The sequence below is a fragment of the Kribbella sp. ALI-6-A genome (genome assembly GCF_001984195.1).
In the GTDB taxonomy this organism is placed as follows: Bacteria; Actinomycetota; Actinomycetes; order Propionibacteriales; family Kribbellaceae; genus Kribbella.
Genome location: NZ_MTQN01000011.1, coordinates 278,087 through 303,370, shown reverse-complemented (window position 1 = coordinate 303,370; position 25,284 = coordinate 278,087). Strand labels below are relative to the sequence as shown.

19 protein-coding genes are annotated in these 25,284 nt (G+C 70.4%); 8 read left to right on the top strand and 11 right to left on the bottom strand.

The window, feature by feature from the left end:
- Positions 1-105: 105 nt before the first annotated feature.
- The 3 genes from BWI15_RS21970 to BWI15_RS21960 are packed head-to-tail and all read left to right on the top strand — an operon-like array spanning position 106 to position 3,799.
- Positions 106-1,884: a M1 family metallopeptidase gene (locus BWI15_RS21970; RefSeq protein WP_077016357.1), complete on the top strand. Its 1,779-nt coding sequence runs from the start codon at positions 106-108 to the stop codon at positions 1,882-1,884.
- Between the two features lie 11 nt (positions 1,885-1,895).
- On the top strand, positions 1,896-3,116 hold the full coding sequence (locus BWI15_RS21965) for a sensor histidine kinase (protein ID WP_077016356.1): 1,221 nt from the start codon (positions 1,896-1,898) through the stop codon (positions 3,114-3,116).
- 29 nt (positions 3,117-3,145) lie between these two features.
- The gene (locus BWI15_RS21960; RefSeq protein WP_077016355.1) at positions 3,146-3,799 is read left to right on the top strand and encodes a response regulator; all 654 of its coding nucleotides are present in this window, start codon (positions 3,146-3,148) and stop codon (positions 3,797-3,799) included.
- A gap of 45 nt (positions 3,800-3,844) precedes the next feature.
- On the opposite strand, the gene BWI15_RS21955 is transcribed toward BWI15_RS21960, so the two are convergent.
- A complete protein-coding gene (locus tag BWI15_RS21955; RefSeq protein WP_077016354.1) occupies positions 3,845-4,714 on the bottom strand; it encodes a GNAT family N-acetyltransferase in 870 nt (289 codons plus the stop codon).
- Between the two features lie 107 nt (positions 4,715-4,821).
- Here BWI15_RS21955 and BWI15_RS21950 point away from each other — a divergent pair, with 107 nt between their 5' ends.
- Positions 4,822-5,487, top strand: coding sequence for a GntR family transcriptional regulator (locus tag BWI15_RS21950; protein WP_077016353.1), 666 nt, complete (start codon positions 4,822-4,824; stop codon positions 5,485-5,487).
- A 96-nt stretch (positions 5,488-5,583) separates the two neighbouring features.
- On the opposite strand, the gene BWI15_RS21945 is transcribed toward BWI15_RS21950, so the two are convergent.
- The 10 genes from BWI15_RS21945 to BWI15_RS21900 form a co-directional block, all read right to left on the bottom strand.
- Complete coding sequence (locus tag BWI15_RS21945; protein WP_077016352.1) at positions 5,584-7,356, bottom strand: gamma-glutamyltransferase family protein; 1,773 nt, start codon at positions 7,354-7,356, stop codon at positions 5,584-5,586.
- The gene (locus BWI15_RS21940; protein ID WP_077016351.1) at positions 7,353-8,348 is read right to left on the bottom strand and encodes an ABC transporter ATP-binding protein; all 996 of its coding nucleotides are present in this window, start codon (positions 8,346-8,348) and stop codon (positions 7,353-7,355) included. The genes BWI15_RS21945 and BWI15_RS21940 overlap by 4 nt, the downstream gene beginning before the upstream one ends.
- The gene (locus BWI15_RS21935; RefSeq protein WP_077017189.1) at positions 8,345-9,376 is read right to left on the bottom strand and encodes an ABC transporter ATP-binding protein; all 1,032 of its coding nucleotides are present in this window, start codon (positions 9,374-9,376) and stop codon (positions 8,345-8,347) included. Before BWI15_RS21935 ends, BWI15_RS21940 begins: the two co-directional genes overlap by 4 nt.
- 8 nt (positions 9,377-9,384) lie before the next feature.
- Positions 9,385-10,278 (bottom strand): ABC transporter permease, encoded by an 894-nt coding sequence (locus tag BWI15_RS21930; protein WP_077016350.1) that lies wholly within the window; start codon positions 10,276-10,278, stop codon positions 9,385-9,387.
- Positions 10,278-11,231, bottom strand: coding sequence for an ABC transporter permease (locus BWI15_RS21925; RefSeq protein ID WP_077016349.1), 954 nt, complete (start codon positions 11,229-11,231; stop codon positions 10,278-10,280). Before BWI15_RS21925 ends, BWI15_RS21930 begins: the two co-directional genes overlap by 1 nt.
- A 9-nt stretch (positions 11,232-11,240) precedes the next feature.
- Positions 11,241-12,917: an ABC transporter substrate-binding protein gene (locus tag BWI15_RS21920; RefSeq protein WP_083750932.1), complete on the bottom strand. Its 1,677-nt coding sequence runs from the start codon at positions 12,915-12,917 to the stop codon at positions 11,241-11,243.
- Between the two features lie 170 nt (positions 12,918-13,087).
- A complete protein-coding gene (locus BWI15_RS21915; RefSeq protein ID WP_077016348.1) occupies positions 13,088-13,582 on the bottom strand; it encodes a GNAT family N-acetyltransferase in 495 nt (164 codons plus the stop codon).
- A 106-nt stretch (positions 13,583-13,688) separates the two neighbouring features.
- Positions 13,689-14,915, bottom strand: coding sequence for an SWIM zinc finger family protein (locus BWI15_RS21910; RefSeq protein ID WP_077016347.1), 1,227 nt, complete (start codon positions 14,913-14,915; stop codon positions 13,689-13,691).
- Entirely contained in the window at positions 14,912-17,812 is a 2,901-nt protein-coding gene (locus BWI15_RS21905) for a DEAD/DEAH box helicase (RefSeq protein WP_237771401.1), read from the bottom strand. The genes BWI15_RS21910 and BWI15_RS21905 overlap by 4 nt, the downstream gene beginning before the upstream one ends.
- A gap of 153 nt (positions 17,813-17,965) precedes the next feature.
- Positions 17,966-19,852 (bottom strand): ABC transporter ATP-binding protein, encoded by a 1,887-nt coding sequence (locus tag BWI15_RS21900; protein WP_202817738.1) that lies wholly within the window; start codon positions 19,850-19,852, stop codon positions 17,966-17,968.
- Between the two features lie 184 nt (positions 19,853-20,036).
- On the opposite strand from BWI15_RS21900, the gene BWI15_RS21895 reads away from it, so the two are divergent.
- The 4 genes from BWI15_RS21895 to BWI15_RS21880 are packed head-to-tail and all read left to right on the top strand — an operon-like array spanning position 20,037 to position 25,261.
- Positions 20,037-20,792, top strand: a complete 756-nt coding sequence (locus tag BWI15_RS21895) for a TetR/AcrR family transcriptional regulator (protein ID WP_077016345.1) — start codon at positions 20,037-20,039, stop codon at positions 20,790-20,792.
- Positions 20,793-20,838: 46 nt separating this feature from the next.
- Positions 20,839-21,444 carry a TetR/AcrR family transcriptional regulator gene (locus tag BWI15_RS21890; protein ID WP_237771400.1) on the top strand — a complete coding sequence of 202 codons (606 nt, stop codon included), beginning with the start codon at positions 20,839-20,841 and terminating at the stop codon, positions 21,442-21,444.
- A complete protein-coding gene (locus BWI15_RS21885) occupies positions 21,444-23,177 on the top strand; it encodes an ABC transporter ATP-binding protein (RefSeq protein ID WP_077016343.1) in 1,734 nt (577 codons plus the stop codon). The genes BWI15_RS21890 and BWI15_RS21885 overlap by 1 nt, the downstream gene beginning before the upstream one ends.
- A complete protein-coding gene (locus BWI15_RS21880; RefSeq protein ID WP_083750931.1) occupies positions 23,174-25,261 on the top strand; it encodes an ABC transporter ATP-binding protein in 2,088 nt (695 codons plus the stop codon). The genes BWI15_RS21885 and BWI15_RS21880 overlap by 4 nt, the downstream gene beginning before the upstream one ends.
- The last annotated feature ends 23 nt before the right edge of the window (positions 25,262-25,284 follow it).

Sequence of the window (25,284 nt, the reverse complement as noted above, 5' to 3'; positions counted from 1 at the left end):
TGGCGCTGATCGGCCGCGTCAGCGACCTGCCGCCTGGGTAATGTCCTGCGAACGACGTCTGCGATCGACCGCGGCCAACGACCCCTGCCTGCTCGGGAGCCCCTTGTGACCCACGACCGCCACTCCTACGCCGAACCGGCTCTGGTCCGCACCACCCACCTCGACCTGGAGCTCGACCTCGACTTCAGCGCGAAGGTTCTGATCGGCGCGGCCACGCACACGCTGGCCTGGAGCGGCCCCGGCGATCGCCTGGTGCTGGACACCCGGGACCTGACCGTACTGTCGGTCGAGGGGTCGACGGCCGACGGCTGGGAACCGCTGGAGCACAACCTGGGCCTGCCCGACGACGAGCTGGGTTCCGCGCTGGCCATCCGGACCGCCGGGCACGAGCAGGTCCGCGTGAGCTACCGGACCGCACCGACCGCGACCGGGCTGCAGTGGCTGGAGCCGGAGATGACGGCGGGCGGCGTGCTGCCGTTCATGTTCAGCCAGTCGCAGACCATCCATGCCCGCAGCTGGGTGCCGGTGCAGGACACCCCGAGCGTCCGGTTCAGCTATGCCGCGCACGTCACGGCGCCACCCGAGCTGATGGTGTTGATGAGCGCCGACAACGGCACGCAGTCGCGCCGTACCGGCTCGTACGACGTGGTGATGCCGGAGCCGATCCCGTCGTACCTGCTGGCGATCGCGGCCGGTGACCTGGTGTTCGAGCCGATCGGTGAGCGGTCCGGCGTGTGGGCCGAGCCGGAGATGGCCAAGCGGGCGGCGGCGGAGTTCAGCGACACCGAGGAGATGATGCGCGTCACCGAGGCGCTGTTCGGCCCGTACCGCTGGGGCCGGTACGACGTCCTGGTGCTGCCGCCCTCCTTCCCGTACGGCGGGATGGAGAACCCGCGGATGACCTTCGCGACGCCGACGGTGGTGATCGGCGACAAGTCCCTGGTCAGCGTGATCGCGCACGAGCTGGCGCACAGCTGGTCGGGCAACCTGGTCACGCAGGACAGCTGGGACGACATCTGGCTGAACGAGGGCTTCACGTCGTACGTCGAGAACCGGATCGTCGAGGCGGTCTACGGGACCGAGCTGGCGGTGATGGAGACCGCGATCAAGCAGCACTCGACGGTGGTCAAGCTGGACCCGCTCAGCCCGGCCGAGCTGGCGGTGGAGCTGCCCGGGCTCAACCACGGTTCGGAGTACCACGGCACGACCTCGCTGGGGCCGCTGAAGGGCTGCTGGTTCCTGTCCTGGCTGGAGGAGCGGTTCGGCCGGGAGGTGTTCGACCCGTTCCTGCGCGGCTACTTCGACCGGTTCGCGTTCCGCAGCATCAACTCCGAGGACTTCGTGGCGCACCTGCAGGAGCACCTGCTCACACCGCGGCCCGGTGTGGTGTCGGCTGAGGAGATCGCGGCCTGGCTGGACGAGCCGGGCATTCCGCAGTTCGCGGTCCGAGCGGAGTCCGACCGGTTCGAGGTCGTGGACCGGTTGCGGCACAGCTGGCTGAGCACCGGCGAGCTGCCGGCCGGTGGCAAGACCTGGACGACGCAGGAGTGGCTCCGCTTCCTGGACGCCGCGCCGGACGTGCTGGACGCCGAGCAGTTGCAGCAGCTCGACCGCGAGTTCGGCCTGACCGGTACGGCGAACGGCGAGATCGCCCGCCGCTGGTACTCGATCGTTGCCGCCAGCGCCTACACCCCGGCGTACGACGAGCTGGCGACGTTCCTGACCCGGGTCGGCCGGATGAAGCTGGTGCTGCCGGTCTACCGGGCGTTGAGCCGGACGGAGGCCGGCCGGGAGTTCGCGGCCCGGGTGTTCGAGTCGGCGCGGCCGGGCTACCACCCGATCACCACCGCCGCGGTCCAGAAGATTCTCGCCGCGGCCAGCTAACGTCTGGGGGTATGTCCGCGGAATTCGATCGCCCTGGGGTCGTGGCTGCGCTGTTCACGCCGGGCTCGCGCGCCGCGCCCGGCCACGGACAGCGGACTCCACGCGACTGGGTGGTCGACGCGCTGTTCGTCGTACTGGCGGCCGGAGTGAGTCTGCTGCCGGCCGCTCAGGGGCCGAACCCCAAGCTGCCGATCGTTCCCGACGGCGTGAACCTGTGGCTGGGACTGCTGGCCGCGGTGTCCCTGCTCCTGCGACGGCGCTGGCCGGTGGAGCTCGTGGTCGTGCTGACCGTGCTGTCGGTGTTCGTCCCCGCGGTGGGTGCGTCCAGTGGGCTGGCGCTGTTCAGCGTCGCCGTGCACCGGCGGCCCGCGGTCAGCCTGTCGATGCTCGCGCTGGCCGTCGCGTCGGCTGCGGTGCAGTTCTGGATCTACCCCGCCGACATCGACATCCCCTACGGCTACCAGTTCGTGGTGGGCTTCGTTGCGTTGAGCTGCCTGGCGCTGGTGGCGTGGGGCATCGTCGTCCGGACCAGGCGGCAGCTGATGCGGTCGCTGGAGGAGCGGGCGCGCCGGGCCGAGGCGGAGCAGGAGCTGCGGGTCGAGCAGGGTCAGCGCCGGGAGCGGGAGCGGATCGCTCGGGAGATGCACGACGCGCTGGGCCACCGGCTGTCACTGCTGAGCGTGCACGCCGGTGCGCTCGAGTACCGGCCGGACATGCCTCCGGAGGAGCTGGCGGTGACGGCCGGAGTGATTCGCGCCAGTGCGCGGGAGTGCATGGACGACCTGCGGGAGATCGTCGGCGTACTGCGCGGGCCCGGGCTGAGTGAGCCGGGCGGACGGCGGCCGCAGCCAGGCATCGGGGAGATCGCCGGGCTCGTCGACGAGTCGGTGGCGGCGGGGACGCGGGTGATGTTCGAGCCGCTGGCCGGTGGGGTTGACGGGCTGCCCGCGACCACTGGCCGCCACGGCTACCGGATCGTGCAGGAGGGCCTGACCAACGCGCGCAAGCACGCGCCGGGGGAGCCCGTCCGCGTGGTGCTGAGTGGTGGTCCGGGCGACGGGCTGACGATCGAGGTGCGGAACAGACTGGGCGCGGGCGGTGCTGCACCGGGGTCACAGGTAGGGCTGGTGGGGCTGGCCGAACGGGCCTCGCTGGCCGGCGGGCGACTGGAGTACGGCGTACGGGCGGGGGAGTTCCGGCTGACCGCCTGGTTGCCCTGGCCGACCGCGTAGCGTCCGGGGTCCGCTACTAACATGGGCGGATGGCAGTTCGGGTGGTGCTGGTCGACGACGACCCGCTGGTACGTGCCGGTCTGAGAAGCATGCTCGGTGGCGCGGCCGAGCTGGAGATCGTCGGCGACGCCGCCGACGGGCAGACAGCGATCGACACGGTCCGCGAGCTGCGGCCGGACGTCGTACTGATGGACATCACGATGCCGGTGATGGACGGCCTGACCGCGACCGAGGCCGTACGGCGCCTGCCGGACGCGCCGGAGGTCGTCATGCTGACCACCTTCGGTTCCGAGCAGCACCTGCTGCAGGCGTTGCGCGCCGGTGCCGCCGGGTTCCTGCTGAAGGACGCCGCACCGGCGGAGATCGTCGAGGCCGTCGTCCGGGTGGCCGACGGCGAGCCGATCCTGTCCGGCGGCGTCACCCGGCACCTGATGGACTACGTCGCCGGTGACTCCGGCGGCCCTCGCCGCGCTCAGGCCGTCGCCGCTCTCGCCAAACTCACCGACCGCGAGCGCGACGTCGCAGCATCCGTTGCCCAAGGCAAAAGCAACGCCGAGATCGCCACCGACCTCGGTCTCGGCCTGGCCACCGTCAAGACCCACCTGACCCGCATCCTCACCAAGCTCGACCTGAACAACCGCGTGCAGATCGCCCTCTTGGCCCACGACGCCGACCTGGCCTGACCTGGTGCACTGGGTCGAACACAACCCAGTGCAGCGGCTGGCGGCTCAGGTGATCAGGTAGTGGTAGCGGTTGACCTGGTGGGTCTCGCGGTAGCCGAGGGATTCGTTGGTTCGGCGCATGGCATGGTTCGTGGCGGCGGTGTCAGTGAGGAGGCCGGCGAGCTGCGGGTGCCGGGTGCGGGTCTGGCGGATCTGCTCTGCCTTGACCCAGCGCGACAGGCCTTTGCCTCGGTGGGAGGGGATGACCGCGGTGCCGTAGTGCTGGGCGTCGCCACGCCCGTCACCAGGTACGACGAGTTCGGTGAAGGCGACCACCTCGCCCGTGGCCTCGTCGAGCGCGGCCACTGTCTCGAGCAGTTCGCCCCGCTGGGCCACGACCTCGGCGACGTGCCGGCTGCGTTCGACGTCCCAGACCTCCACGCCGTACGCGATGTCGCCGACGGGCGCGTCGCTCATCGCGGCTCGGGCGCGGGTGAAGGACTCGATCAAACCTTCCGGAGCAGCACCCGCCCAGGAGGTCAGCCGGTAGCCGGCGCACCGGCGGTCGGGGAGATCACGCGGGTCGAGGTCCGCCAGGGGCAACCGCGTGTAGACCAGGCACAGGCCGACCGTGAAGCCGCGCGCGGCGAGGAAGTGGTCACCGGGTGAGCCGACCGTCGCGTCCGCGAGCACGGTGGTCGCGTCGTTGTCAGCGGCCCCTTCTACGGCTGCGGCGAGCAGTTGCGTGCCGATGCCCTGGCGGCGGTCGGCCGGGTGCACGGCGAGCTCCAGCTCGGCCAGGTGCTGCTGGGTCGGCTTGCTGTTCAACCGCAGGTACGCCGAACCGACCGGGTGGTCGCCGGCCGCGAGCCAGGCGAGCCGGCGGCTGAACGGCCGGTAGTCGGGATCGGTCAGCGGCGTGATCGTGATGGACAAGGCGTCAACGTATCCAGCCGCACCACCCGGCGGCAAACGGGTTCTGCGCCCCGCGGTCCGGTACGGTGCCTCGCAACGGCACGGGCCGAAGCAGAGGGGAGTCCGGGGTGGACCAGCGGTACGGGGGCGAGCAGGTGCGCACGATCGGTGCGGACCACGTCGCGCTCAGGGAGCAGGTGCTGAGCGAGCTGCGGCGCCGGATCGTCGACGGGGACTACGCGCAGGGCGAGCGGCTGACCGAGAACCGGCTGGCCGACGACTTCGGGGTGTCGCGCAACCCGGTCCGCGAGGCGCTGCGGGTGGTGGAGAGCGAGGGGTTCGTGGAGATCCTCCCGCGCCGTGGCGCGGTCGTGGCGACGCTGGACGAGACGGCGATCCGCGATCTGTTCGCCGTCCGCAAGCAGCTGGAGACCCTGGCCGCCGGGCTGGCCGCCGAGCGGGCCACCGAGGACGACGTGGCCAGGCTGCGTGCACTGCTGGCAGAGGCCAGCAAGGCGACCGAGGCCCAGGATCTGGCGCGGGTCGCCGAGCTGAACAGCGCACTGCACGTCGCAGTGATCGACATCAGTGGCAACCGCTGGCTGGCTTCGCTGTCGTCTGCCATGTACCACCACGTGCACTGGGTGTTCCGGGTCGGTGCGGCACAGCGTGCGCCGCACTCCTGGGAGGAACACATCCGCCTGGTCGACGCCATCGCTGCAGGCGACGCCGAAGCCGCAGTGGCCGCGGCCGAAGCCCATGTCGAGGCCGCAGCCGCGGCAGCTCTGCCTTAGGGCACGTCTCCCAATTCCCCGCCTACTGCGCGGCACCCGGCACGGCACCTCGCACCGAGCACCTGCTCGCTACGGCGCGGAATTGGGAGACGTGCCCTAACGACCGACGGCGTACCCCTGCATGCCGCGCGGGTTCGCACCGGCCGACAGTACGCCGTCCGGCTCGCGTCCGACCGCGCACAGCCGACCGAGGCTCCATGCGTCCGACTCGGTGACCACGTGTCCCCGGCGGATCAGTTCGTCCCGAACCGCCGTGCCGAGCCGGGTCTCCAGCACCAGGCCGCCCGGCTCGGTCGCGCGCGGATAGAACGACGACGGGAAGCCGGTGGTGTGCCAGGCCGGTGCATCGATCGCCACCTGCAACTCCTGCCCACCGGCCAGATGGCGCAGCAGGAACAGCAACTGCCACTGGTCCTGCTGATCGCCACCAGGAGATCCACAAGCCAGCACCGGTACGCCGTCGCGCAGTACCAGCGTCGGCGTCAACGTGGTCCGCGGCCGCTTGCCCGGAGCCAGTGACGACGCCAGCCCTTCCTCCAGCCAGAACATCTGCGCCCGGCTGCCGAGCGGGAACCCGAGCGACGGGATCACCGGCGACGACTGCAGCCAGCCACCGCTCGGCGTCGCGGAAATGACGTTGCCCCAGCGGTCCACCACGTCGACGTGACAGGTGTCGCCGCGCGTCCCGCCGTCCGGCGCCACCGTCGGCTCACCGACTGTCGCGTCGACGGTGACGTCGCCGGTGGTCATCGTAGGAAGCAACGGCTTCCGGCCGTCGGGCATGCCGGGCCGCAGCTCCAGCGACGCGTCCGGACCGACCAGCGCGGCCCGGGCGGCGGCGTACGTGGGGGAGAGCAGCGTCTTGAGCGGTACGTCGGCGCCGTCGCCGTACCAGGCCTCGCGGTCGGCGTACGACAGCTTCATCACCTCGACTGTCGTGTGCACCGCATCCGCACTGGTCAGGTCGAGGTCACTGGGATCGCCCAGCTCGGCCAGCACCGCCAGCGACTGCAGCAGCGCAGGACCCTGGCCCCACGGCCCGGTCTTCGCCACGGTGTGCCCGTGCCAGTCCAGCGTCGCCGCGTCCTCCCAGGTCGCGGTGAAGGCAGCCATGTCGGCCCCGGTGATCAGCCCGGCGTGGTCCTCACCGCTGGAGTCCCGGTGCGGCAGCTTCGAGAACTCGTCGACGGCCTCCGCGACGAACCCTTCACGCCACGCCAGCCGCGCCCGCTCGATCTGGGCCACCAGGTCCGTACCGGCTTCCTCGCCGGAGGTGACGAGTCGCTCCAGCGTGTCGGCGTACGCCGGGTTCTTCACCAGCTCGTTGGGCGCGGGCGGACGGCCGTTGGCCAGCCAGAGCGCGGCAGAGGTCGGCCAGTGCTCGGTGAACAGCTCCCGCACGGTTTCGACGGTGTCACCGACCCGCGCGACGACCGGGTGCCCGTTGCGCGCGTAGTCGATGGCCGGCTCGAGCACAGTCCGCAGCGGCAGCGTGCCGTGGTCGCGGAGCAACAGCAGCCACGCGTCGACAGCACCGGGGACCGTGGCCGCCAGCGGACCGGATCCGGGGACCAGCGAGAGCCCGAGCGAACGGTAGTGCTCGATGGTCGCTCCGGCCGGCGCGACGCCCTGCCCGGCGAGTACTCGCGGCGTCGGGTCGTCGGCGGTCGCGACGATCGCCGGGACCTCTCCACCCGGGCCGTTGAGGTGCGGCTCGACCACGTGCAGCACGAACCCCGCGCAGGCGGCGGCGTCGAACGCGTTGCCGCCGAGCTCGAGGATCCGCATCGCCGACTGCGACGCGAGCCAGTGCGTGGACGAGACCATCCCGAACGTACCGCGCAGCGTGGGCCGGGTGGTGAAGGTCATCGGGCAGCTCCTGTGTCAGTGGTGGTGTCCTGCGTACGCCGTACGTCCGGTCCGGTGCCGTCGTCGTTCACCAGGTGGCACGCGACCCGGTGTCCACCCTCGCCGATCACCCGCGACTCCGGGACGACCGTCCGGCATCTGTCCACCGCGACCGGGCACCGGGTGTGGAACCGGCAGCCGGACGGCGGGTCGATCGGTGAGGGCAGGTCATCGCCGAGCAGGACGGGCCGCCGCGCCCGCTGGGTCGTCGGGTCCGGCACCGGGGCGGCGGACAGCAGCGCCTGCGTGTACGGATGAGCTGGTACGCCGAAGATCCGCTCGCGCGGCCCCTGCTCGACCAGCTGACCGAGGTACATCACGGCGACCTCGTCGGCCAGGTACTCGACGGCCGACAGATCGTGGGTGATGAACAGGCATGCGAACCCGAGGTCCCGCTGCAGATCCGCCAGCAGGTTGAGCACCGACGCCTGGACGGACACATCGAGCGCACTGGTCGGCTCGTCGGCGACCAGCAGACTCGGCTTGGAGATCAGTGCGCGGGCGATGCTGACCCGCTGGCGCTGACCACCCGACAGCTCGTGCGGTGAGCGCTGGGCGACCTCCGGCCGGAGCCCGACCCGGCGTAGCGAGTCAGCGACCGGTCCGGCGGTGTCACGCTGCCGCATGAGCCGGAGTGGTTCGCTGACGATGTCGCCGACCGACAGCCGCGGGTCCAGCGAGCCGGCCGGGTCCTGGAACACGATCGACACGTTCCGGCGGTGCTTGCGCAGCTGGCGGCGGTTGAGGTGAGTGATGTCGGCATCAGCGAGTCGGACTGTGCCGCCGGTCGGTTCGAGCAGCCGGACGACGCAGCGGCCGACCGTGGACTTGCCGGAGCCGCTCTCACCGACCAGTGCGACCACCGTGCCCTTGCGGATTCGCAGGGACACCCCGTCGACGGCCCGGACCGGTCCGAAGTGCATGACGAGGTCGGTCAGTTCCAGCGCGTTCATCGGGCCTCCACCGGCTCGCGGACTGGGTTCCAGCAGGCCACCTGGTGAGCGTCGCCGGTCAGGAGCGGCTGCTTTGTCGTACAGGTGTCCAGTGCTCGGGGGCAGCGGTCGGCGAAGGTGCACGCGTCGGGCTGCTCGGCGAGCACCGGGACCAGGCCAGGGATCTCGTTGAGGCGGTCGGTGCCCGCGTGACGTCCGGCCGACGGCGATGCTCCGAGCAAGCCGGCCGTGTAGGGGTGAGTGGGACGGGCGAACAGGTCGTGCACCTCGGCGGTCTCGACCACCCGGCCGGCGTACATGACGGCGACCCGGTCGGCGAGGTCCGCGACGACGCCGAGGTCGTGCGTGATCAGCACGATGCTGGTGCCGAGGCGCTCCCGCAGTTCTCGCAGTACGTCGAGGATGCCGGCCTGGATGGTCACGTCGAGCGCGGTGGTCGGCTCGTCGGCGATCAGCACCTTCGGGTCGCAGGCGACGGCCATCGCGATCATCACGCGTTGCCGCATCCCGCCGGACAGCTGATGCGGGTAGTCGTCGACGCGCCGCTCCGCCGACGGGATGCCGACCAGCTTGAGCAGCTCGACGGCGCGTCGGCGGGCAGCCGCGCGGGACAGCCCGTTGTGCACGCCGAGGACCTCGCCGATCTGCCGGCCGACGGTGAAGACCGGGTTCAGCGAGGTCATCGGCTCCTGGAAGATGTAGGCGATCTCGCGGCCGCGGATCGACCGCAGCGTGCGCTTGCCGGCGCCGATCAGCTCGACCCCGTCGAGCTGGACCGAGCCCTCGACGGTCGCCGTCCGGGGCAGCAGCCCGGCCAGGCTCATCGCGGTCACGCTCTTGCCGCAGCCGGACTCGCCGACGACGGCCAGCACCTCGCCGTCGGCGACCTCGAAGTCCACGTTGTCGACGGCGGAGATCCGGCCGTCCTCGGTCCGGAAGGTGACCGACAGGTCACGGACGCGCAGCACCGGCGCGGCCGAGGCCGACGACCGGCCGGGGCCCGCGGACCCGTTGTTTGCCTTGGGCATCGGCATGCTCATCGGCGGCTCGCTTTCGGGTCGAGGGCGTCGCGCAGGCTGTCGCCGACGATGTTGAACGCGAGCACCAGCAGCATGATCGCCAGGCCCGGCATCACCGCCGCCCACGGCGCCCGGGTCGCGAACTGCTGGGCGTCGGACAGCATCGTGCCCAGGCTCGGGGCCGGTGGCTGGATGCCGAGCCCGAGGAACGACAGCACCGCCTCGCCGAGAATCGCGGCCGGGATCGCGACCGTGGCCTGCACGATCACCACCGACGCGGCGTTGGGCAGGATGTGCCGGCCGAGCACCCACAGGTCGCCGGCGCCCTCGACGATCGCGGCGGCGACGAAGTCCAGCGACTTCAGCCGCAGCGTCTCCGACCGGACGATCCGGATCACGCCGGGGATCTGCGCGATGCCGATCGCGATCGCCGCGTTGCCCAGACTCGCGCCGCGGATCGCGGCCAGCCCGACCGCCAGGATCAGGAACGGGAAGGCCAGCACCAGATCGGTGAACCGCGAGATCAGCGCGTCGACGGCCCGGAAGTACCCGGCCATCAGTCCCAGCGGTACGCCGACCACCAGCGAGGTGGCGACCGCGAGCAGCCCGACGTGCAACGACGCCCGCAGCCCGAACATGATCCGGGCCAGCACGTCGCGGCCGAGGTCGTCGGTGCCGAGCAGGTAGCCCGGCGTACCGGGTGGGCCGAAGGCCTCGTTCAGGTGCGTGTCGGTCGGTTCGTGCGGCGCGAGCCACGGCGCGAAGACCGCGACCACGACCGCGATCAGCAAGACGACCAGCCCGGCGATCGCCAGCGGGTTGCGCAGGATCCGCTTGACCACCTTGCGGCGGCGCGACGACAGCGGCGTACCGGCGGTGACGGTCACAGCGGTGACATCGGGAACTGCCATCACGCCTCCCCTCGGACGCGGATCCGCGGATCGATCACGGAGTACAGCAGGTCGACCAGCAGATTGATCACGATGTACGCCGTGGCGGTGACCAGCACGACGGCCTGGATCACCGGGTAGTCGCGCTGGAAGACCGCGTCGACGGTCAGCTTGCCGAAGCCGGGCAGCGCGAAGATCCGCTCGGTCACGACCGCGCCGGAGATCAGCGCGCCGAGCTGCAGCCCGACGATCGTGACCACCACGATCAGGCTGTTGCGCAGCGCGTGCCGGCCGATCACCGCGCTCGACGGAAGCCCTTTGGCCTCCGCGGTCCGGATGTAGTCCGCGGAGAGCGCGTCCAGCATCGACGACCGGGTCTGGCGCATGATCACCGCCGCCAGTCCGGTCCCGAGGATCAGGGCGGGCAGCACGAGGTGGTGCAGGTTGGCGATCGGGTCCTCGAAGAACGGCACGAAGCCGGACGCCGGGAACAGCCCCATCGCCACCGACAGGTAGAGGATCGCCATCAGGCCGAGCCAGAAGTTCGGCACCGACAGGCCGAGCAGCGCCAGCGCGTTCGCCGCCCATTCGGCAGGTCGCCCGCGGTACACGGCCGCGATGACGCCCGCGCCGACGCCGACCAGACCGGCGACGGCGATCGCCAGCATCGACAGTTCCAGGGTGACCGGGAGAGCGCCGCGCAACATGCCGGTCACGCTCTCGCCCGTTCTGATCGACGTTCCGAGATCACCGCGGACGGCGTGGCTGACGAACTGCCAGAACTGCACCAGCAGCGAGTCGTCCAGGCCGTACTGTTCGCGGATCGCCCGCAGGGACTCCGGGTCGCGGTCCTCCCCGGCCAGCGCCAGGGCCGGGTCGCCGGGCAGCGCCCGGACCCCCAGGAAGACCACGATCGTTGCCAGCAGCAAGGTCACGGCCGACTGCCAGAGCCGGCCGAGCAGGTAGCGGCGCATCGCCGGCGCCTACTTCGCGAAGCCGGCGAAGGCGGTCCGGATCACCCCGTCCGGGTAGGTCTGGACGCCGAGCACCTTCTTGCTGACCCCGGTCAGGTTGCGCTGGCGGTACAGGTAGATCAGCGGATCGTCCTGCTGCAGCTTGGTCACCACGTCGCCGTACAGCTTGATCCGCTCGGCCTTGTCCTGGGACTGCCGGGCGTCGGTGAGCAGCTTGTCCACCTCCGGGCTGTTGTACCCGGCAACGTTCTGGCTGCCGCCGGAGCCGACGAAGTTGAAGATGTTCGCGTCCGGGTCGACCCGGCCGGACCAGCCGAGCTGCAGCAGCTCGAAGTCACCGCGGTCCTGCTGGTCCAGCAGCGACGCGTACTCGACCGGCTTGATCACCAGCTCGAACCCACCCTCCTTGACCATCGCCTGCAGCGCTTGGGCCAGCCGCAGCGAGTCCGGGTTGTTCGAGGTGATCATCTCCACCTTGTACGGCGTGCTGACGCCGGCCTGGCCGAGCAGCTCCTTGGCCTTGGCCGGGTCGTGCGCCGGACAGGACTGGACCGCTTCGCTGGTGAACTCGCTCTTCGGCGAGATCGGCGAGCAGGCGACCGTGTTCAGCCCGTTGAAGATCGACTTGACCAGCGCTTCGCGGTCGATCGACGCCTCCAGCGCCTGCCGGACCCGTGGGTCCTTGGCGATCGGGGTGTCGAGCTGCTTGACCGGCTTGCCGATGCCCTCGGCGTTGCCGACGTTGACGGTCAGGCCCTGGTAGCCCAGCGACTGCGACTGCAGGACCGACATGCTGCTGTCCTTCTGCAGCTCGGGCGCGTCCTGGGTGGACAGCGAGTCGGCGATCTGGGCGTCACCGGAACGCAGGTTGGCCGAGCGGATGCTGGAGTCGGTGATGATCCGGTACTCGATCGCGTCCAGGTGCACCTTGGCCGCGTCGTAGTACTGCGGGTCCTTGACCACCTTGATCGAGTTCTGCGCGACCCGGCTGGCGAACTTGAACGGGCCGACGCAGACCGGCGCGGTGGAGAAGTTCGCGCCGAGCTTGGCCACCGCGGCCGGGCTGAGCACCATGCCGGCCCGGTCGGCCAGCGCGGCGGTGAGCGGCGCGAACGGCTTGGACAGCTTGATCACGACGGTCTTCGGGTCGGGTGTCTCGACCGCGCTGATCGGGCCCAGCTCGCTCTTGCGGCCGGAACCGGCCAAGGTCAGCCCGCGCTCGATCGAGGTCTTCACCGCCGCCGAGTCCATCGTGGCGCCGTCGGCGAACTTCACGCCTTCGCGCAGCGGGATGGTCAGGCTCAGCCCGTCGGCCGCGACGGTCGGCAGCGCGGTGGCCAGCTGCGGCACGATCTTGGCGTCCGGGCCGAGGTCGTAGAGCTTCTCGCACATGGTGTGGAAGACGTAGCGCGAGTACAGACTGCGCGACAGCGTCGGATCCAGCTTGTCCGGATCGGCGGAGAGCGCGACCGTCAGCGTGCCGCCGGGTTTGACCTGGGCGGGGTCGGCCGCGTCGCCGAACACGTCCTGGGTCGAGGAGCCGGCCTGGTCACCGCCGGTCTGCGCGTCGTTCGACTGGACCGGCGAGCACGCGGTGGCCGCGAGTACCAGCGCGAGCAGGGCGGCGGGGGGAGCGGTTCTCCGCCAGCTGGAACGGTTCAGTGGCGACGGAGTTCGACGGAACATTTCGTCCTCCTGGGGTGAGCGGTTCCGTCGACTGTTTCATGTATACAACCCCTCGGCGCAAGGGGTTCGGCGAGTTTGCTGCAACCTTTTACCGATTCGGTGCGATGGCGGGTGAAGGATTTCCTGCGCGGTCGCGCCTGCTCCCGGAGGGGAACAGGCGCGACGCCGGATCAGACCTGCCAGGCCTCGGGATAGTGGATGGTGCCGCGGGGGAGCGGACGGTCCGGGTCGAGGGCGAGCGCCATCTGGTTCGGTCCGTCGTACGGGCTGTGGATGCCGAACTCGGTCGCTTGGCGGAAGCCGAAGCGCGGGTAGTAGTCGTCGTGGCCGAGCACGACGACCGCGTGCTCGCCTGCGGTGCGGGCGGCCTCCAGCGCGGTGCGGATCGTCGCACTGCCGGCGCCCGACCGCTGGTACGCCGGAAGGACGGCACACGGCCCGAGGACGAGGGCCGGGCTGTCGTCGATGTGGCAGCGGCTCAGCAGCGCGTGCGCGACGACCTCATCGCCCGAGGTGGTCGCGACGTAGGAGAGCCAGATGGTGCTGTCGGCACGCAGGCGGGCGACGAGGTCGGCCTCGTAGCGACGGCCGAACGCGTGGAAGTTGACGGCATCGACGGCCGCCGCGTCAGCGGGCGTCTCGGCGCGGGTGATCCAGAAAGACAACGGAAGAACCTTTCGACCAGAGGGAGTTGGGCAGGGACGAACGTCGCGCGGTCATCAACCTCAACTCCTCTTCCTGATCGTGGGCCCTCACGCTACTGCCTGCCGATCACTCCGTCGCCTGATTTAGCGCGAACGCCGCCGCCGGATCCCGATCGGCCGGACCGGCGGGCAGCCAGGAGTCGCCGGCACGCTGGTAGGGATGCCAGCGGCCGACCTTGTCCAGCCGGAGTTGCACCGAGGACGAGGTCAGCCAGTTCCCCGAGATCTCCAGCTCCAGCCGCTCGTCGGCCGCCGCCTGGAGCTCGGTCCGGGCCCGGACCAATTCGCCGCCGTCAGGAGTCCACGAGCTCACCAGTACGTCGAGCCCCGGCGCCCCGCCGTACGTCCAGGCCTGGACGCCGACCTCGAGCTGATCGGTGTCGTCCAGGCGGGCTCGCAACTCCGGATACTCGGCTGCGAGCCGCACCGAGTCCTGCCACTCGTCCAGAGCCCACGGCTCCGCCGATCCTGTCAGCAACGCGTTCAACTGAGCCCGTCCGCGTCGAGCGGCATCGAGCACCAGCAACGGCAACGAAACGGAAGTGTCCGAACCGCCGACTCCAGCCTCGGACAGCGGGGCCGTGCCGGTGATCGGCAGGTCGTCGATCAACACCTTGCCGGGCAGTTCCGGGTCGGATGGCAGCGCAGCGATCTCGGCGGCGAAGGCCGCACCAGCGTCGACACCGATCTCCTCGACCTCGGCCGATTCGTTGCCGTCGTCAACTGGACCACTGGTCGCACGCCGCTGGAGCTCGTCCAGCAGATCCTCCCGGGAGCGGCCGCGGAGCAGCAGCAGGACGAAGGGATCGTCGTCCAGCAGCCACGCCACCTGGTACGACAAGCCGGCGGCATGCTGGCAGGGGAGTTCCCAGGCGTCGCAGGTGCAGGACGGGTCGAGGTCGCCGATGCCCGGCAGCAACCGGACGCCGGCATCTTCGGCGGCGCTGACCAGATCGTGCGGCATGTCGCCGTCCAGCAGAGCGGCGATGTGGCCGGCGCGTGACCCGACCTGGTCGAGGAATCTGCTCCACTCGTCCTCGGACAGCTGGTCGACCACCACCACCGACTCGTACCGGTCCTCCGGCGCCTCCACGACCGCGGCGATCCGCCCGGGGCTGACGGTGATCGTGCCCACCTGGCCGGAATTCGCGAACTGGCGGCCCTTGCGCAACTGTCCGTTGTCCAGGGACGTGTCCTCCATCGCCTGCACCCAGGCGCGCGCCCACCACGACCGCCCGCGGGTACTGCGCCCGCGCTGCGCCGGGAACGGCGGGAACCCCTTCGCCGCGCTCATCGCACCCCACCTCGCAACTCGACCAGATCGGCCAGCTCGGCATCGGACAGCTCGGTCAGCGCCGCCTCACCGGCCGTCAGGACGGCATCCGCGAGGGCGCGTTTGCTCGACAGCATCGCCGCGATCCGGTCCTCGATGGTGCCCTCGGCAATCAACCGGTGGACCTGCACCGGCCGGGTCTGGCCGATCCGGTAGGCCCGGTCGGTGGCCTGGTCCTCGACCGCCGGGTTCCACCAGCGGTCGAAGTGCACGACGTGGTCCGCACGCGTCAGGTTCAGCCCGGTCCCGGCGGCCTTGAGCGACAGCAGGAACACCGGCACCTCGCCGGCCTGGAACCGCTCGACCATCTGCTCGCGCTTGCGCACCGGCGTACCGCCGTGCAGCAGTTCGGTGGCGACGCCACGGTCGGCGAGATGCTGTTCGAGCAGCCGCGCCATCGCGACGTACTGGGTGAAGACCAGCACCGCGCCGTCCTCGGCGAGGATCGTGCCGAGCAGTTCGTCCAGCAGCTCGAGCTTGCCCGAGCGGCCGGTGAGCTTCGCGCCGGCCGGCTCCTTCAGGTACTGCGCCGGGTGGTTGCAGATCTGTTTGAGGCCGGTCAGCAGCTTGACGATCAGTCCGCGCCGGGCCATCGCGTCGCTGGCCCGGACGGCGTCCATCAGCTCGCGCACCGTCGCCTCGTACAGCACGGCCTGCTCGCGAGTCAGCGAGACGGTCTGGTCGGTTTCGGTCTTCGGCGGCAGCTCGGGCGCGATGCCGGGATCGGACTTGCGGCGGCGCAGCAGGAACGGGCGGACCAGCGTGGCCAGCCGGTCGGCGACCTCCTGGTCCTTGTCGGCCTCGATCGGCGTCGCCCAGCGGCTGCGGAACGTGCCGAGCCGGCCGAGCAGTCCCGGTGTCGTCCAGTCGAGGATCGCCCAGAGCTCGGACAGGTTGTTCTCGACCGGCGTACCGGTGAGGGCGACGCGGGCCATCGCCGGGACCGTGCGCAGAGCCTTGGCTGTCCCGGAGGACGGGTTCTTCACGTGCTGGGCCTCGTCGGCGACCAGCAGGCCCCACCGGTGATCGGCGAGCTTCTTCGCGTCCCGCCGCAGCGTCCCGTACGTCGTCAGCACGAACCCGGTGTCGGCGTCGTCGAGCGAGCGGCTGGTCCCGTGGAAACGGCGGACCGGCGTACCGGGCGCGAACTTGTGGATTTCTCGCTCCCAGTTGCCGAGCAGAGATGCCGGGCAGACGACCAGGGTCGGGCCCGCGGTCTGCTCGCTGGTCTGCCGGTGCAGGTGCAGTGAGATCAACGTGATCGTCTTGCCCAGACCCATGTCGTCGGCGAGGCACCCGCCGAGGCCGAGCGAGGTCATGCGGTTCAGCCACTGCAGACCGCGCAGCTGATAGTCCCGCAGCGTCGCCTGAAGGCCCGCAGGCGCTTCGAGCAGGTCGTCGGAGCGGTCCGGATCGGCAATCCGGGCGCGCAGGTCGTCGAGCCATTTCGTCGGCGTCACCGCGACGTGCTTCCCGTCGATCTCGGCCGTGCCGGTGAGCGCGGCGCCGAGCGCGTCGATCGCGGTGACGGGCTTGAGAATGCGTTCGCGGGCCTTGCGGGCCAGCTCGGGGTCGACCAGCATCCACTGGTCGCGCAACCGGACCACCGGGCGGGTCGCCTCCGCCAGCCGGTCCATCTCCTCACCGGTCAGCGGATCATTGCCCAGAGCAACCTGCCAGCTGAAGTCGAGCGTGCTGCCGCCGGAGAAGAAGCCCGGCAGGTCGGACGGGGCAGTGTCCGGCGTGGTCGTGATCGCGGCCCGCGCGGTCAGCGCGCGGCCGAGGCTGCGCGGCCAGTGCAGGTCGACGCCGGCCGCCGCGAGCCGCTGCGCCCCGGTCGCCAGCAGTCCGGCGACCTCCTCGTCGGTCAGCTCCATCCGATCCGGTACGGCGGCGTCGAGCAACTGCTGCAGCGGAGGCCAGACGCGGGCAGCGCGGCGGATCGCCAGCGTCGCGTCGATCCTTGCCCGCGGCCCGAATCCCGGGACGTCGCCGGCCCAGACGTCCGCCGCGTCGCGCACCAGGGTCGGATCCTGCAGGCTGTGCAGCTGCACGTTGGCCCGGAATCCGAGCCGGTGTGCACCGCCGATCTCGTCATCGGCGTCCGGCGCGAGCTCGTGCCCGCCTTCGATCAGGTCGATCCGCAGCGAGATCCGGACGCCGGTGTCGAGGCCCGCCGACACCTCGTCGGCCCACGACCGCAACCGCTCGGCCCGCTGGGGCGCCTTCGCGGTGAACAGGTCGGTGCCGTGTGCCTTCGGCGCCGCGGCCGAGCGGGGCATTCCGTCGGCGACCGCGTCGAGAAACGCGCGCACGAGGTCTTCGGCGACCGGCAGCCGCACCTCGCCGGTGCTGTCGTCGCCAGGCAGAGCGGTTGCCTGGTGCGTTTCCGGCGAGCCTTGGGGTGCAGGTGCGCCGACCGCTGTGCGAGCGGGGGAGCCTTGGGCCAGCGGGACGGATCTGGCTTCGGGCGGCATCGCCTCGGCGAGTTGCAGCACTCGCTCGACGTCGGGCTGGTCGTACGGGCCGGCGCGCCAGGCGTCGTGCCCGGCGGGGGACACGCCGGGGAGCAGCCGGCCGCGCGCAACCAGTTGGAGCGCGACGAGCGACACCGCGCCCCAGAAGCTGACCGACGCGTGGGCGCCGGCAGTCTTGCGCGCGCGCCCGAGGACGGAAACCACGTCGCTCACCGGCAGCTCGACCGCGCGGACGACCCGCTGCTCGATTCCACCGTCGACCGCAGCGACCACCTGAAGGTCGATGTGCTCGCCGACGCCAAGAGGCAGCGGTGACTCGTCGGGGGACCAGAACGCGACGGTCCCGGACCGTGGTGGATCGGCGGGCCGGAAGACAGCCACCAGACGTGCAACTTCAGCCGAAATCCCAGCTGCCACTACCAACCCCGCACACCTTCCTCGCGATCACCCACCCCGCCGGGCCTGCACTGCGCCGCACCGAGCAGCGCGTACGTCGTACCCGCCGGATTCTCCCGGCGTGGTACGACGTTCCCCTCACGACGCCCCGACGACCACCGCCTGGTCCTCCGCCGGCGGCTGGTCGAACTGCGTCCGGTACAACTCCTCGTACCGCCCGCCCATCGCCAGCAATTCCGCGTGCGTGCCGCGCTCGACGACCACGCCCGCCTCGACCACGAGGATCAGATCGGCAGCCCGGATCGTCGACAACCGGTGTGCGATGACCACGGCCGTGCGCCCGGCCAGCGCCTCTGCCAGCGCGGCCTGGACCGCGGCCTCCGAGGTCGAGTCCAGCGCGGCGGTCGCCTCGTCGAGGATGACCACCCGCGGCTGCGCGAGCAGCAGTCGCGCGATCGTCAGCCGCTGCCGCTCACCACCGGACAAGCGGTACCCACGCTCGCCGACCACCGTGTCCAGCTGGTCCGGCAACGACCGGATCAGGTCGCCGAGCCGCGCCCGGGTGAGCGCGTCCCACAGCTCGTCCTCGGTTGCCTCCGGCCGGGCCAGCAGCAGGTTCTCCCGGATGCTGTCGTGGAAGAGGTGCCCGTCCTGCGTCACCATGCCGAGCGTCTCCCGCAAGGACTCGGCCGTCAGGTCCCGGACGTCGACGCCGCTGAGTCGCACGGCTCCGGAGTCCACGTCGTACAGGCGGGGGATGAGCTGCGCGATCGTCGACTTGCCGGCGCCGGACGTGCCCACCAAGGCGACCATCTGCCCCGGCTCGGCGCGGAACGACACCCCGTGCAAAACTTCCTCGCCGCCGCGGTTGTCGAGCTTGGCGACCTCCTCGAGCGAGGCCAGCGACACCTTGTCCGCCGACGGGTAGGCGAACCGTACGTCGTCGAACTCCACCGTCACCGGGCCGTCCGGAACCCGCCGGGCGTCCGGCTTCTCCTGGATCAGCGGCTTGAGGTCGAGCACCTCGAAGACCCGCTCGAAGCTGACCAGCGCGGTCATCACCTCGAGCCGGGCGCTGGCCAGCGCGGTCAGCGGCGCGTACAGCCGGGTGAGCAGCAGTGCCATCGACACGACGGCGCCGGCGTCCAGCTGGTCGCGCAGCGCGTAGAACCCGCCGAGTCCGTAGACGACCGCCAGCGCGAGCGCGGAGACCAGCGTCAGCGCGGTGACGAACACCCACTGCACCATCGCGGTCCGGACGCCGATGTCGCGCACCCGGCTCGCCCGGACGGCGAACTCCTTGGACTCCCGCACCGGCCGGCCGAACAGCTTGACCAGGGTCGCGCCCGGCGCCGAGAACCGCTCGGTCATCTGCGTGCTCATGGTCGCGTTGTAGTTGGCCGCCTCCCGCTCCAGCGCGGCCAGCTTGGTGCCCATCCGGCGCGCCGGGATCACGAACACCGGCAGCAGTACCAGCGCGAGCAACGTGATCTGCCACGACACCCTGAGCATCACCACGAGCGTGAGGACCAGCATCACCAGGTTGCTCACGACGCCGGACAGCGTGTCGCTGAACGCCCGCTGCGCGCCGATCACGTCGTTGTTCAGCCGGGAGACCAGCGCGCCGGTCCGGGTCCGGGTGAAGAACGCGATCGGCATCTTCTGGATGTGGTCGAAGACCGCCGTGCGCAGATCGAGGATCAGACCTTCGCCGATCCGCGCCGACAGCCAGCGGGTGAACAGGCTGATCGCGGCCTCGGCGACCGCGATCACCGCGATCAGCCCGGCCAGCCAGGCCACCAGCTCGACCGACCGGCCCTTGACGATCGCGTCGACCACCTCACCGGCCAGCACCGGCGTCGCGACGGCCAGTACGGCGGCCGCCGTACTGAGCACGAGGAACGTGATCAGCAGCTTGCGGTGCGGCCGCGCGAAGGCCAGGATCCGGCGCAGGGTCTCCTTGGAGAAGGGACGTTTCTCGTCCTGTGCGTGCATCGCGTGGTACAGCGAGTTCCACGCGGTCATTTCCATGCTCACGGCTGTGCTCCGGACATGCTCGGTCGGCCAGGGTGTGCCGATGGTCCCGCGGACCACCGACACTTTCCGACGACGGTAGGACCTCGACTTAACTAGAGGTCAACCCTCGCCATACTGGGTACGCTGTACGGGGTAGTCGCTGGAGTGTAGCCAGTCGGAGAGAATCACGCACATGAATTCCGAGTACAGCGGTGCCGGCGATCCCGCGAAGAGCCTGGAGCTGCTCTGGGGACTGCAGTCCAAGCCGACCCGCGGGCCGAAACCCGGGCTCACCGTCGACCAGGTGGTCGCGGCTGCGGTCCGGATCGCCGACGTCGAGGGCCTCGCCGCGCTGTCGATGCGCCGGGTCGCCGACGAGCTCGGCGTCGGCGCGATGACGCTGTACCGGTACGTGCCGGGCAAGGCCGAGTTGCTCGACGTGATGCTCGACAGCGTGTACGGCGAGTTCGCGCGCCGCCCGGTCGACGGCGACTGGCGCGCCAAGCTGGAGGCGGTCGCGCTGCAGAACCGCGAGCTCTACCTGCGGCACCCGTGGCTGCTGTACGTCGCGAGCAGCCGGCCGCCGTTGGGTCCGGGACTGATGGCGAAGTACGAGTACGAGCTGGAAGCGGTCGAGGGGATCGGCCTGACCGACGTCGAGATGGACGCCGCGGTCGCGCTGGTCAACGGCTACGTGCACGGCGCCGTCCGGAGTGCCGTCGACGCCAAGCGGGTGATCCAGTCGTCCGGCATCACCGACAAGGACTGGTGGCTGGCGCACGCGCCGTTGCTGGACAAGATCGGCGACGCGCAGAAGTTCCCGCTCGCCAGCCGGGTCGGGACCGCGGTCGGGGAGGAGTTCGACGCGGCCTACGACTCCGAGCACGGATTCGCTTTCGGTCTCGCCCGGGTTCTGGACGGTATCGCCGCGCTGCTCGCCGACCGGTAGGAAAACATAGTTGTGAGTGAGTACTCACTCAGTTAGTCTCGGCCGGGTGAGTCCGCGAGCCACCCCGATGCCCCCCGACGAACGCCGTGCCGCGATCGTCGCCGCCGTGCTGCCCCTGCTGGAGGAGCACGGCACCGATGTGAGCACCCGCCAGATCGCGGAAGCGGCCGGCGTCGCGGAGGGCACGATCTTCCGCGCGTTCGGCAGCAAGGACGCGCTGATCGACGCCGCGGTCCGCACCGCCTTCGACTCCGCGCCGCTGCTGGAGAGCCTGCGTCAGGTCGACCCGGACCTGCCGCTGCGCGAGCGGATGATCGCGGCGGTGGAGGTCGGTCAGGACCGGCTGCGGGCGGTCTTCAAGCTGATGTTCGCGCTGCGGCTGCAAAGGCCGCCGCAGCCCAGCGAGGCTGACGCCGAGGACATGGCCAGGCGCAAGGCCGACGCCGAGCAGGCCGACCGGATCTTCACCGATCTGCTCCGGCCGGACGCCGACCTGTTCCGGGTCCCGCCCGAGGAGGTGGTGCGCCGCCTGCGGCTGGTCACCTTCTCCGCCACCCACCCATTGATTTCGGACGGTCGGCCGATGACCGCCGAGGAGATCGTCGACTTCGCCCTCGACGGTGTCCGCCTTCACCACCTTGGGGATGCCTGATGCTTCTTCGCCTGTTACGCACGCACCTGCGTCCGTACGCCGGCAACCTGACCCTGGTGGTCGTCCTGCAGTTCGTCGGGACGATCGCCTCCCTCTACCTGCCCAGCCTGAACGCCGACATCATCGACAACGGCGTGGCCAAGGGCGACACCGGCTACATCGTCGAGAACGGTGGCTGGATGCTCGGTGTCAGCGTGGTGCAGATCCTGTGCACCGTGTTCGCCGTGTACTTCGGCGCCAAGACCGCGGCGCTGTTCGGCCGCGACGTCCGGGCCGCGGTCTTCCACCAGGTCGGCCAGTTCTCCGCCCGCGAGGTGAACCAGTTCGGGGCGCCGACCCTGATCTCGCGCAGCACCAACGACGTCACCCAGGTCCAGATGCTGGTGGTCACCTCCTGCACGATGCTGGTGGCCGCGCCGATCACGATGGTCGGCGGCATCGTCGCCGCGGTCCGCGAGGACGTCGGGCTGTCGTGGCTGGTCGCCGTCGCCGTCCCGCTGCTGGCCGCCTCGATCGGGCTGATCGCGAGCCGGATGGTTCCGCAGTTCCGCAAGATGCAGGTGAACATCGACAGCGTGAACCGGGTGCTGCGCGAGCAGATCACCGGCATCCGGGTGGTCCGCGCCTTCGTCCGCGAGCCGCACGAGACCGCGCGCTTCGGCGAGGCGAACGCGAACGTGACCGACACCGCGGTCCGGGCCGGCCGGTTGATGGCGCTGGTCTTCCCGGTCGTGATGCTGATCCTCAACGCGTCCACCGTGGCCGTGCTGTGGTTCGGCGCCACCCGGGTGGAAAGCGGCGCGATGCAGGTCGGCCAGCTGACCGCCTTCATCAGCTACCTGATCCAGATTTTGTTCTCGGTGATGATGGCGACGTTCGTGATGATCATGGTGCCGCGGGCCGCGGTCTGCGCCGACCGGATCAGCGAGGTGCTGAACACCGAGTCGACGGTCGTCCCGCCGGTCACGCCGATCACGACGTTCACCGGGCGCGGCGAGCTGGTCTTCGACAAGGCGGGCTTCCAGTACCCCGGGGCGGCCGAGCCGGTCCTGCGCGACCTCAGCTTCTCGGCGTCACCCGGGCAGACCACGGCGGTGATCGGCAGCACGGGCGCCGGCAAGACGACGCTGGTCTCGCTCGTCCCGCGACTGTTCGACGCGACCGCGGGACGGGTGCTGGTGGACGGCATCGACGTGCGCGAGATCGAGCCGCAGGCGCTGTGGCGGCGGATCGGGCTGGTCCCGCAACGCCCGTACCTGTTCTCCGGCACGGTCGCCAGCAACCTGCGCTACGGCAACCCCGACGCCACCGACGAGGAGTTGTGGCAGGCGCTGGAGATTGCCCAGGGCAAGGACTTCGTCGAGGCGATGCCCGAGCAGCTGAACGCGCCGATCTCCCAGGGCGGCACCAACGTGTCCGGTGGCCAGCGGCAACGGCTGGCGATCGCCCGCGCGCTGGTCCGCAAACCCGAGATCTACCTGTTCGACGACTCGTTCTCCGCGCTCGACCTGGCTACCGACGCCCGGCTGCGGGCCGCGCTCGCGCCGGTCACCGCCGACGCCTGCGTGGTGATCGTCGCCCAGCGGGTCTCGACCATCATCGACGCCGACCAGATCGTCGTGCTCGAGGACGGCGCGATCGTCGGGATCGGCCGGCACGACGAGCTGCTCCAGAGCTGCCCGACGTACGTCGAGATCGTCGAGTCCCAGCGGTCCGCGGAGGAGGCGGCATGACCGAGCAGAAGACTGCTGAAGAGACCACCGAAGGCGGCGGGACGGCGACGGTCAAAGCAACCGAGCGACCGACGACCGGGCGTGGGTTCGGCCCACCCGGCGGTATTCCCGGCGACAAGTCGATGAACTTCGGCCCGTCGGCCAAACGGCTGCTGCGCCGCCTGCGGCCGCACCGGGTCCAGGTGTTCGGGGTGATCCTGCTCGCGGTCGCGAGCGTCGGGTTGTCCGTGCTCGGTCCCAAGCTGCTCGGCCGCGCCACCGACATCATCTTCTCCGGCGCGATCGGCAAGACCCTGCCCGAGGGTGTCAGCAAGCAACAGGTGATCGACAACCTGCGGGCCCAGGGCAACAACCGGTACGCCGACCTGATCAGCGGCATCGACCTGATCCCCGGCGTCGGCGTCGATTTCGATGCCTTGCGCAACGTGTTGCTGCTGGTGCTCGGCCTGTACGTCGGCGCCTTCCTGCTGTCGTGGATGCAGGGCTACATCCTGAACGGCGTGGTCCAGCGGACCGTGTTCGAGCTGCGCTCCGAGGTCGAGGACAAGCTCAACCGGCTGCCGCTCAGCTACTTCGACGGCGCGCCGCGCGGCGAGCTGCTGAGCCGGGTCACCAACGACATCGACAACGTGTCGAGCAGCCTGCAGCAGACCCTGAGCCAGCTGCTCACCTCGCTGCTGACGGTGATCGGCGTGGTCACGCTGATGTTCGTGGTCTCGCCGCTGCTGGCACTGATCGCGCTGGTGACGATCCCGATCTCGATGATCCTGACCGCGGTGATCGCGAAGCGCTCGCAGGCCCGGTTCGTCGCGCAGTGGCGGCACACCGGTGCGCTGAACGCGCAGATCGAGGAGGCCTTCACCGGCCACGAGCTGGTCAAGGTGTTCGGCCGGCAGCAGGAGATCGAGGCGAACTTCGCGAAGAAGAACGAGGAGCTCTACCAGGCGGCGTTCGGGGCGCAGTTCATCTCCGGGCTGATCATGCCCTCGATGATGTTCATCGGGAACCTGAACTACGTGGTGATCGCGGTGGTCGGCGGCCTGCGGGTCGCCTCCGGCACGATGTCGCTGGGTGACGTGCAGGCGTTCATCCAGTACTCGCGGCAGTTCACCCAGCCGCTCACCCAGGTCGCCTCGATGGCGAACCTGCTGCAGTCCGGGGTCGCCTCGGCCGAGCGGGTCTTCGAGGTGCTCGACGCCGAGGAGCAGCGGCCGGAGGAGGCCACGCCGGCGAAGGTGACGCAGGCCCGCGGGCGGGTCGAGTTCGAGCACGTGTCGTTCTCGTACAAGCCGGACGAGCCGCTGATCACCGACCTCTCGCTGGTCGCCGAACCGGGCATGACGGTAGCGATCGTCGGCCCGACCGGCGCCGGCAAGACCACACTGGTCAACCTGATCATGCGGTTCTACGAGCTGAACGCCGGCCGGATCACGCTGGACGGCGTTGACATCACCGAGCTCACCCGGCACGACCTGCGCTCCCGGATCGGCATGGTCCTGCAGGACACCTGGCTGTTCGGCGGCACGATCCGCGACAACATCCTGTACGGCAACCTCGACGCCACCGAGCAGGACATACTCGCCGCGGCCAAGGCGACGTACGTCGACCGCTTCGTGCACAGCCTGCCGGACGGCTACGACACGGTGATCGACGAGGAGGGCAGCAACGTCAGCGCGGGCGAGAAGCAGCTGCTCACCATCGCCAGGGCCTTCCTGGCCGACCCGCAGCTGCTGATCCTCGACGAGGCCACCAGCTCGGTCGACACCCGCACGGAGGTACTGGTCCAGCGCGCCATGGCCGCCCTGCGCTCGGACCGCACCAGCTTCGTCATCGCGCACCGCCTGTCCACCATCCGCGACGCCGACCTGATCCTGGTGATGGAGAACGGAGCCATCGTCGAACAGGGCACCCACACCGAGCTGCTCGCCGCCAACGGCGCGTATGCCAGGCTCTACAACGCCCAGTTCAGCGCGGCCGTCGTGGACCACGACCAGGACGAGTCGGCCCCGACCCCGGTCCCGCCCGTCCCGACCACCGCCCAGCTTCTGGCGGACGACGAGGACGAGTCGACCCTCACTCCCTGACGGGTCGCAGGCGCCGCCCACGC

Bases quoted from the DNA above. Each gene is read 5' to 3' on its own strand.
- BWI15_RS21920 (WP_083750932.1), bottom strand. From the start codon at position 12,917: ATGTTCCGTCGAACTCCGTCGCCACTGAACCGTTCCAGCTGGCGGAGA.
- BWI15_RS21925 (WP_077016349.1), bottom strand. From the start codon at position 11,231: ATGCGCCGCTACCTGCTCGGCCGGCTCTGGCAGTCGGCCGTGACCTTG.
- BWI15_RS21895 (WP_077016345.1), top strand. From the start codon at position 20,037: ATGAATTCCGAGTACAGCGGTGCCGGCGATCCCGCGAAGAGCCTGGAG.
- BWI15_RS21965 (WP_077016356.1), top strand. From the start codon at position 1,896: ATGTCCGCGGAATTCGATCGCCCTGGGGTCGTGGCTGCGCTGTTCACG.
- BWI15_RS21930 (WP_077016350.1), bottom strand. From the start codon at position 10,278: ATGGCAGTTCCCGATGTCACCGCTGTGACCGTCACCGCCGGTACGCCG.
- BWI15_RS21900 (WP_202817738.1), bottom strand. From the start codon at position 19,852: ATGACCGCGTGGAACTCGCTGTACCACGCGATGCACGCACAGGACGAG.
- BWI15_RS21940 (WP_077016351.1), bottom strand. From the start codon at position 8,348: ATGAACGCGCTGGAACTGACCGACCTCGTCATGCACTTCGGACCGGTC.
- BWI15_RS21935 (WP_077017189.1), bottom strand. From the start codon at position 9,376: ATGCCCAAGGCAAACAACGGGTCCGCGGGCCCCGGCCGGTCGTCGGCC.
- BWI15_RS21880 (WP_083750931.1), top strand. From the start codon at position 23,174: ATGACCGAGCAGAAGACTGCTGAAGAGACCACCGAAGGCGGCGGGACG.
- BWI15_RS21910 (WP_077016347.1), bottom strand. From the start codon at position 14,915: ATGAGCGCGGCGAAGGGGTTCCCGCCGTTCCCGGCGCAGCGCGGGCGC.
- BWI15_RS21885 (WP_077016343.1), top strand. From the start codon at position 21,444: ATGCTTCTTCGCCTGTTACGCACGCACCTGCGTCCGTACGCCGGCAAC.
- BWI15_RS21960 (WP_077016355.1), top strand. From the start codon at position 3,146: ATGGCAGTTCGGGTGGTGCTGGTCGACGACGACCCGCTGGTACGTGCC.
- BWI15_RS21945 (WP_077016352.1), bottom strand. From the start codon at position 7,356: ATGACCTTCACCACCCGGCCCACGCTGCGCGGTACGTTCGGGATGGTC.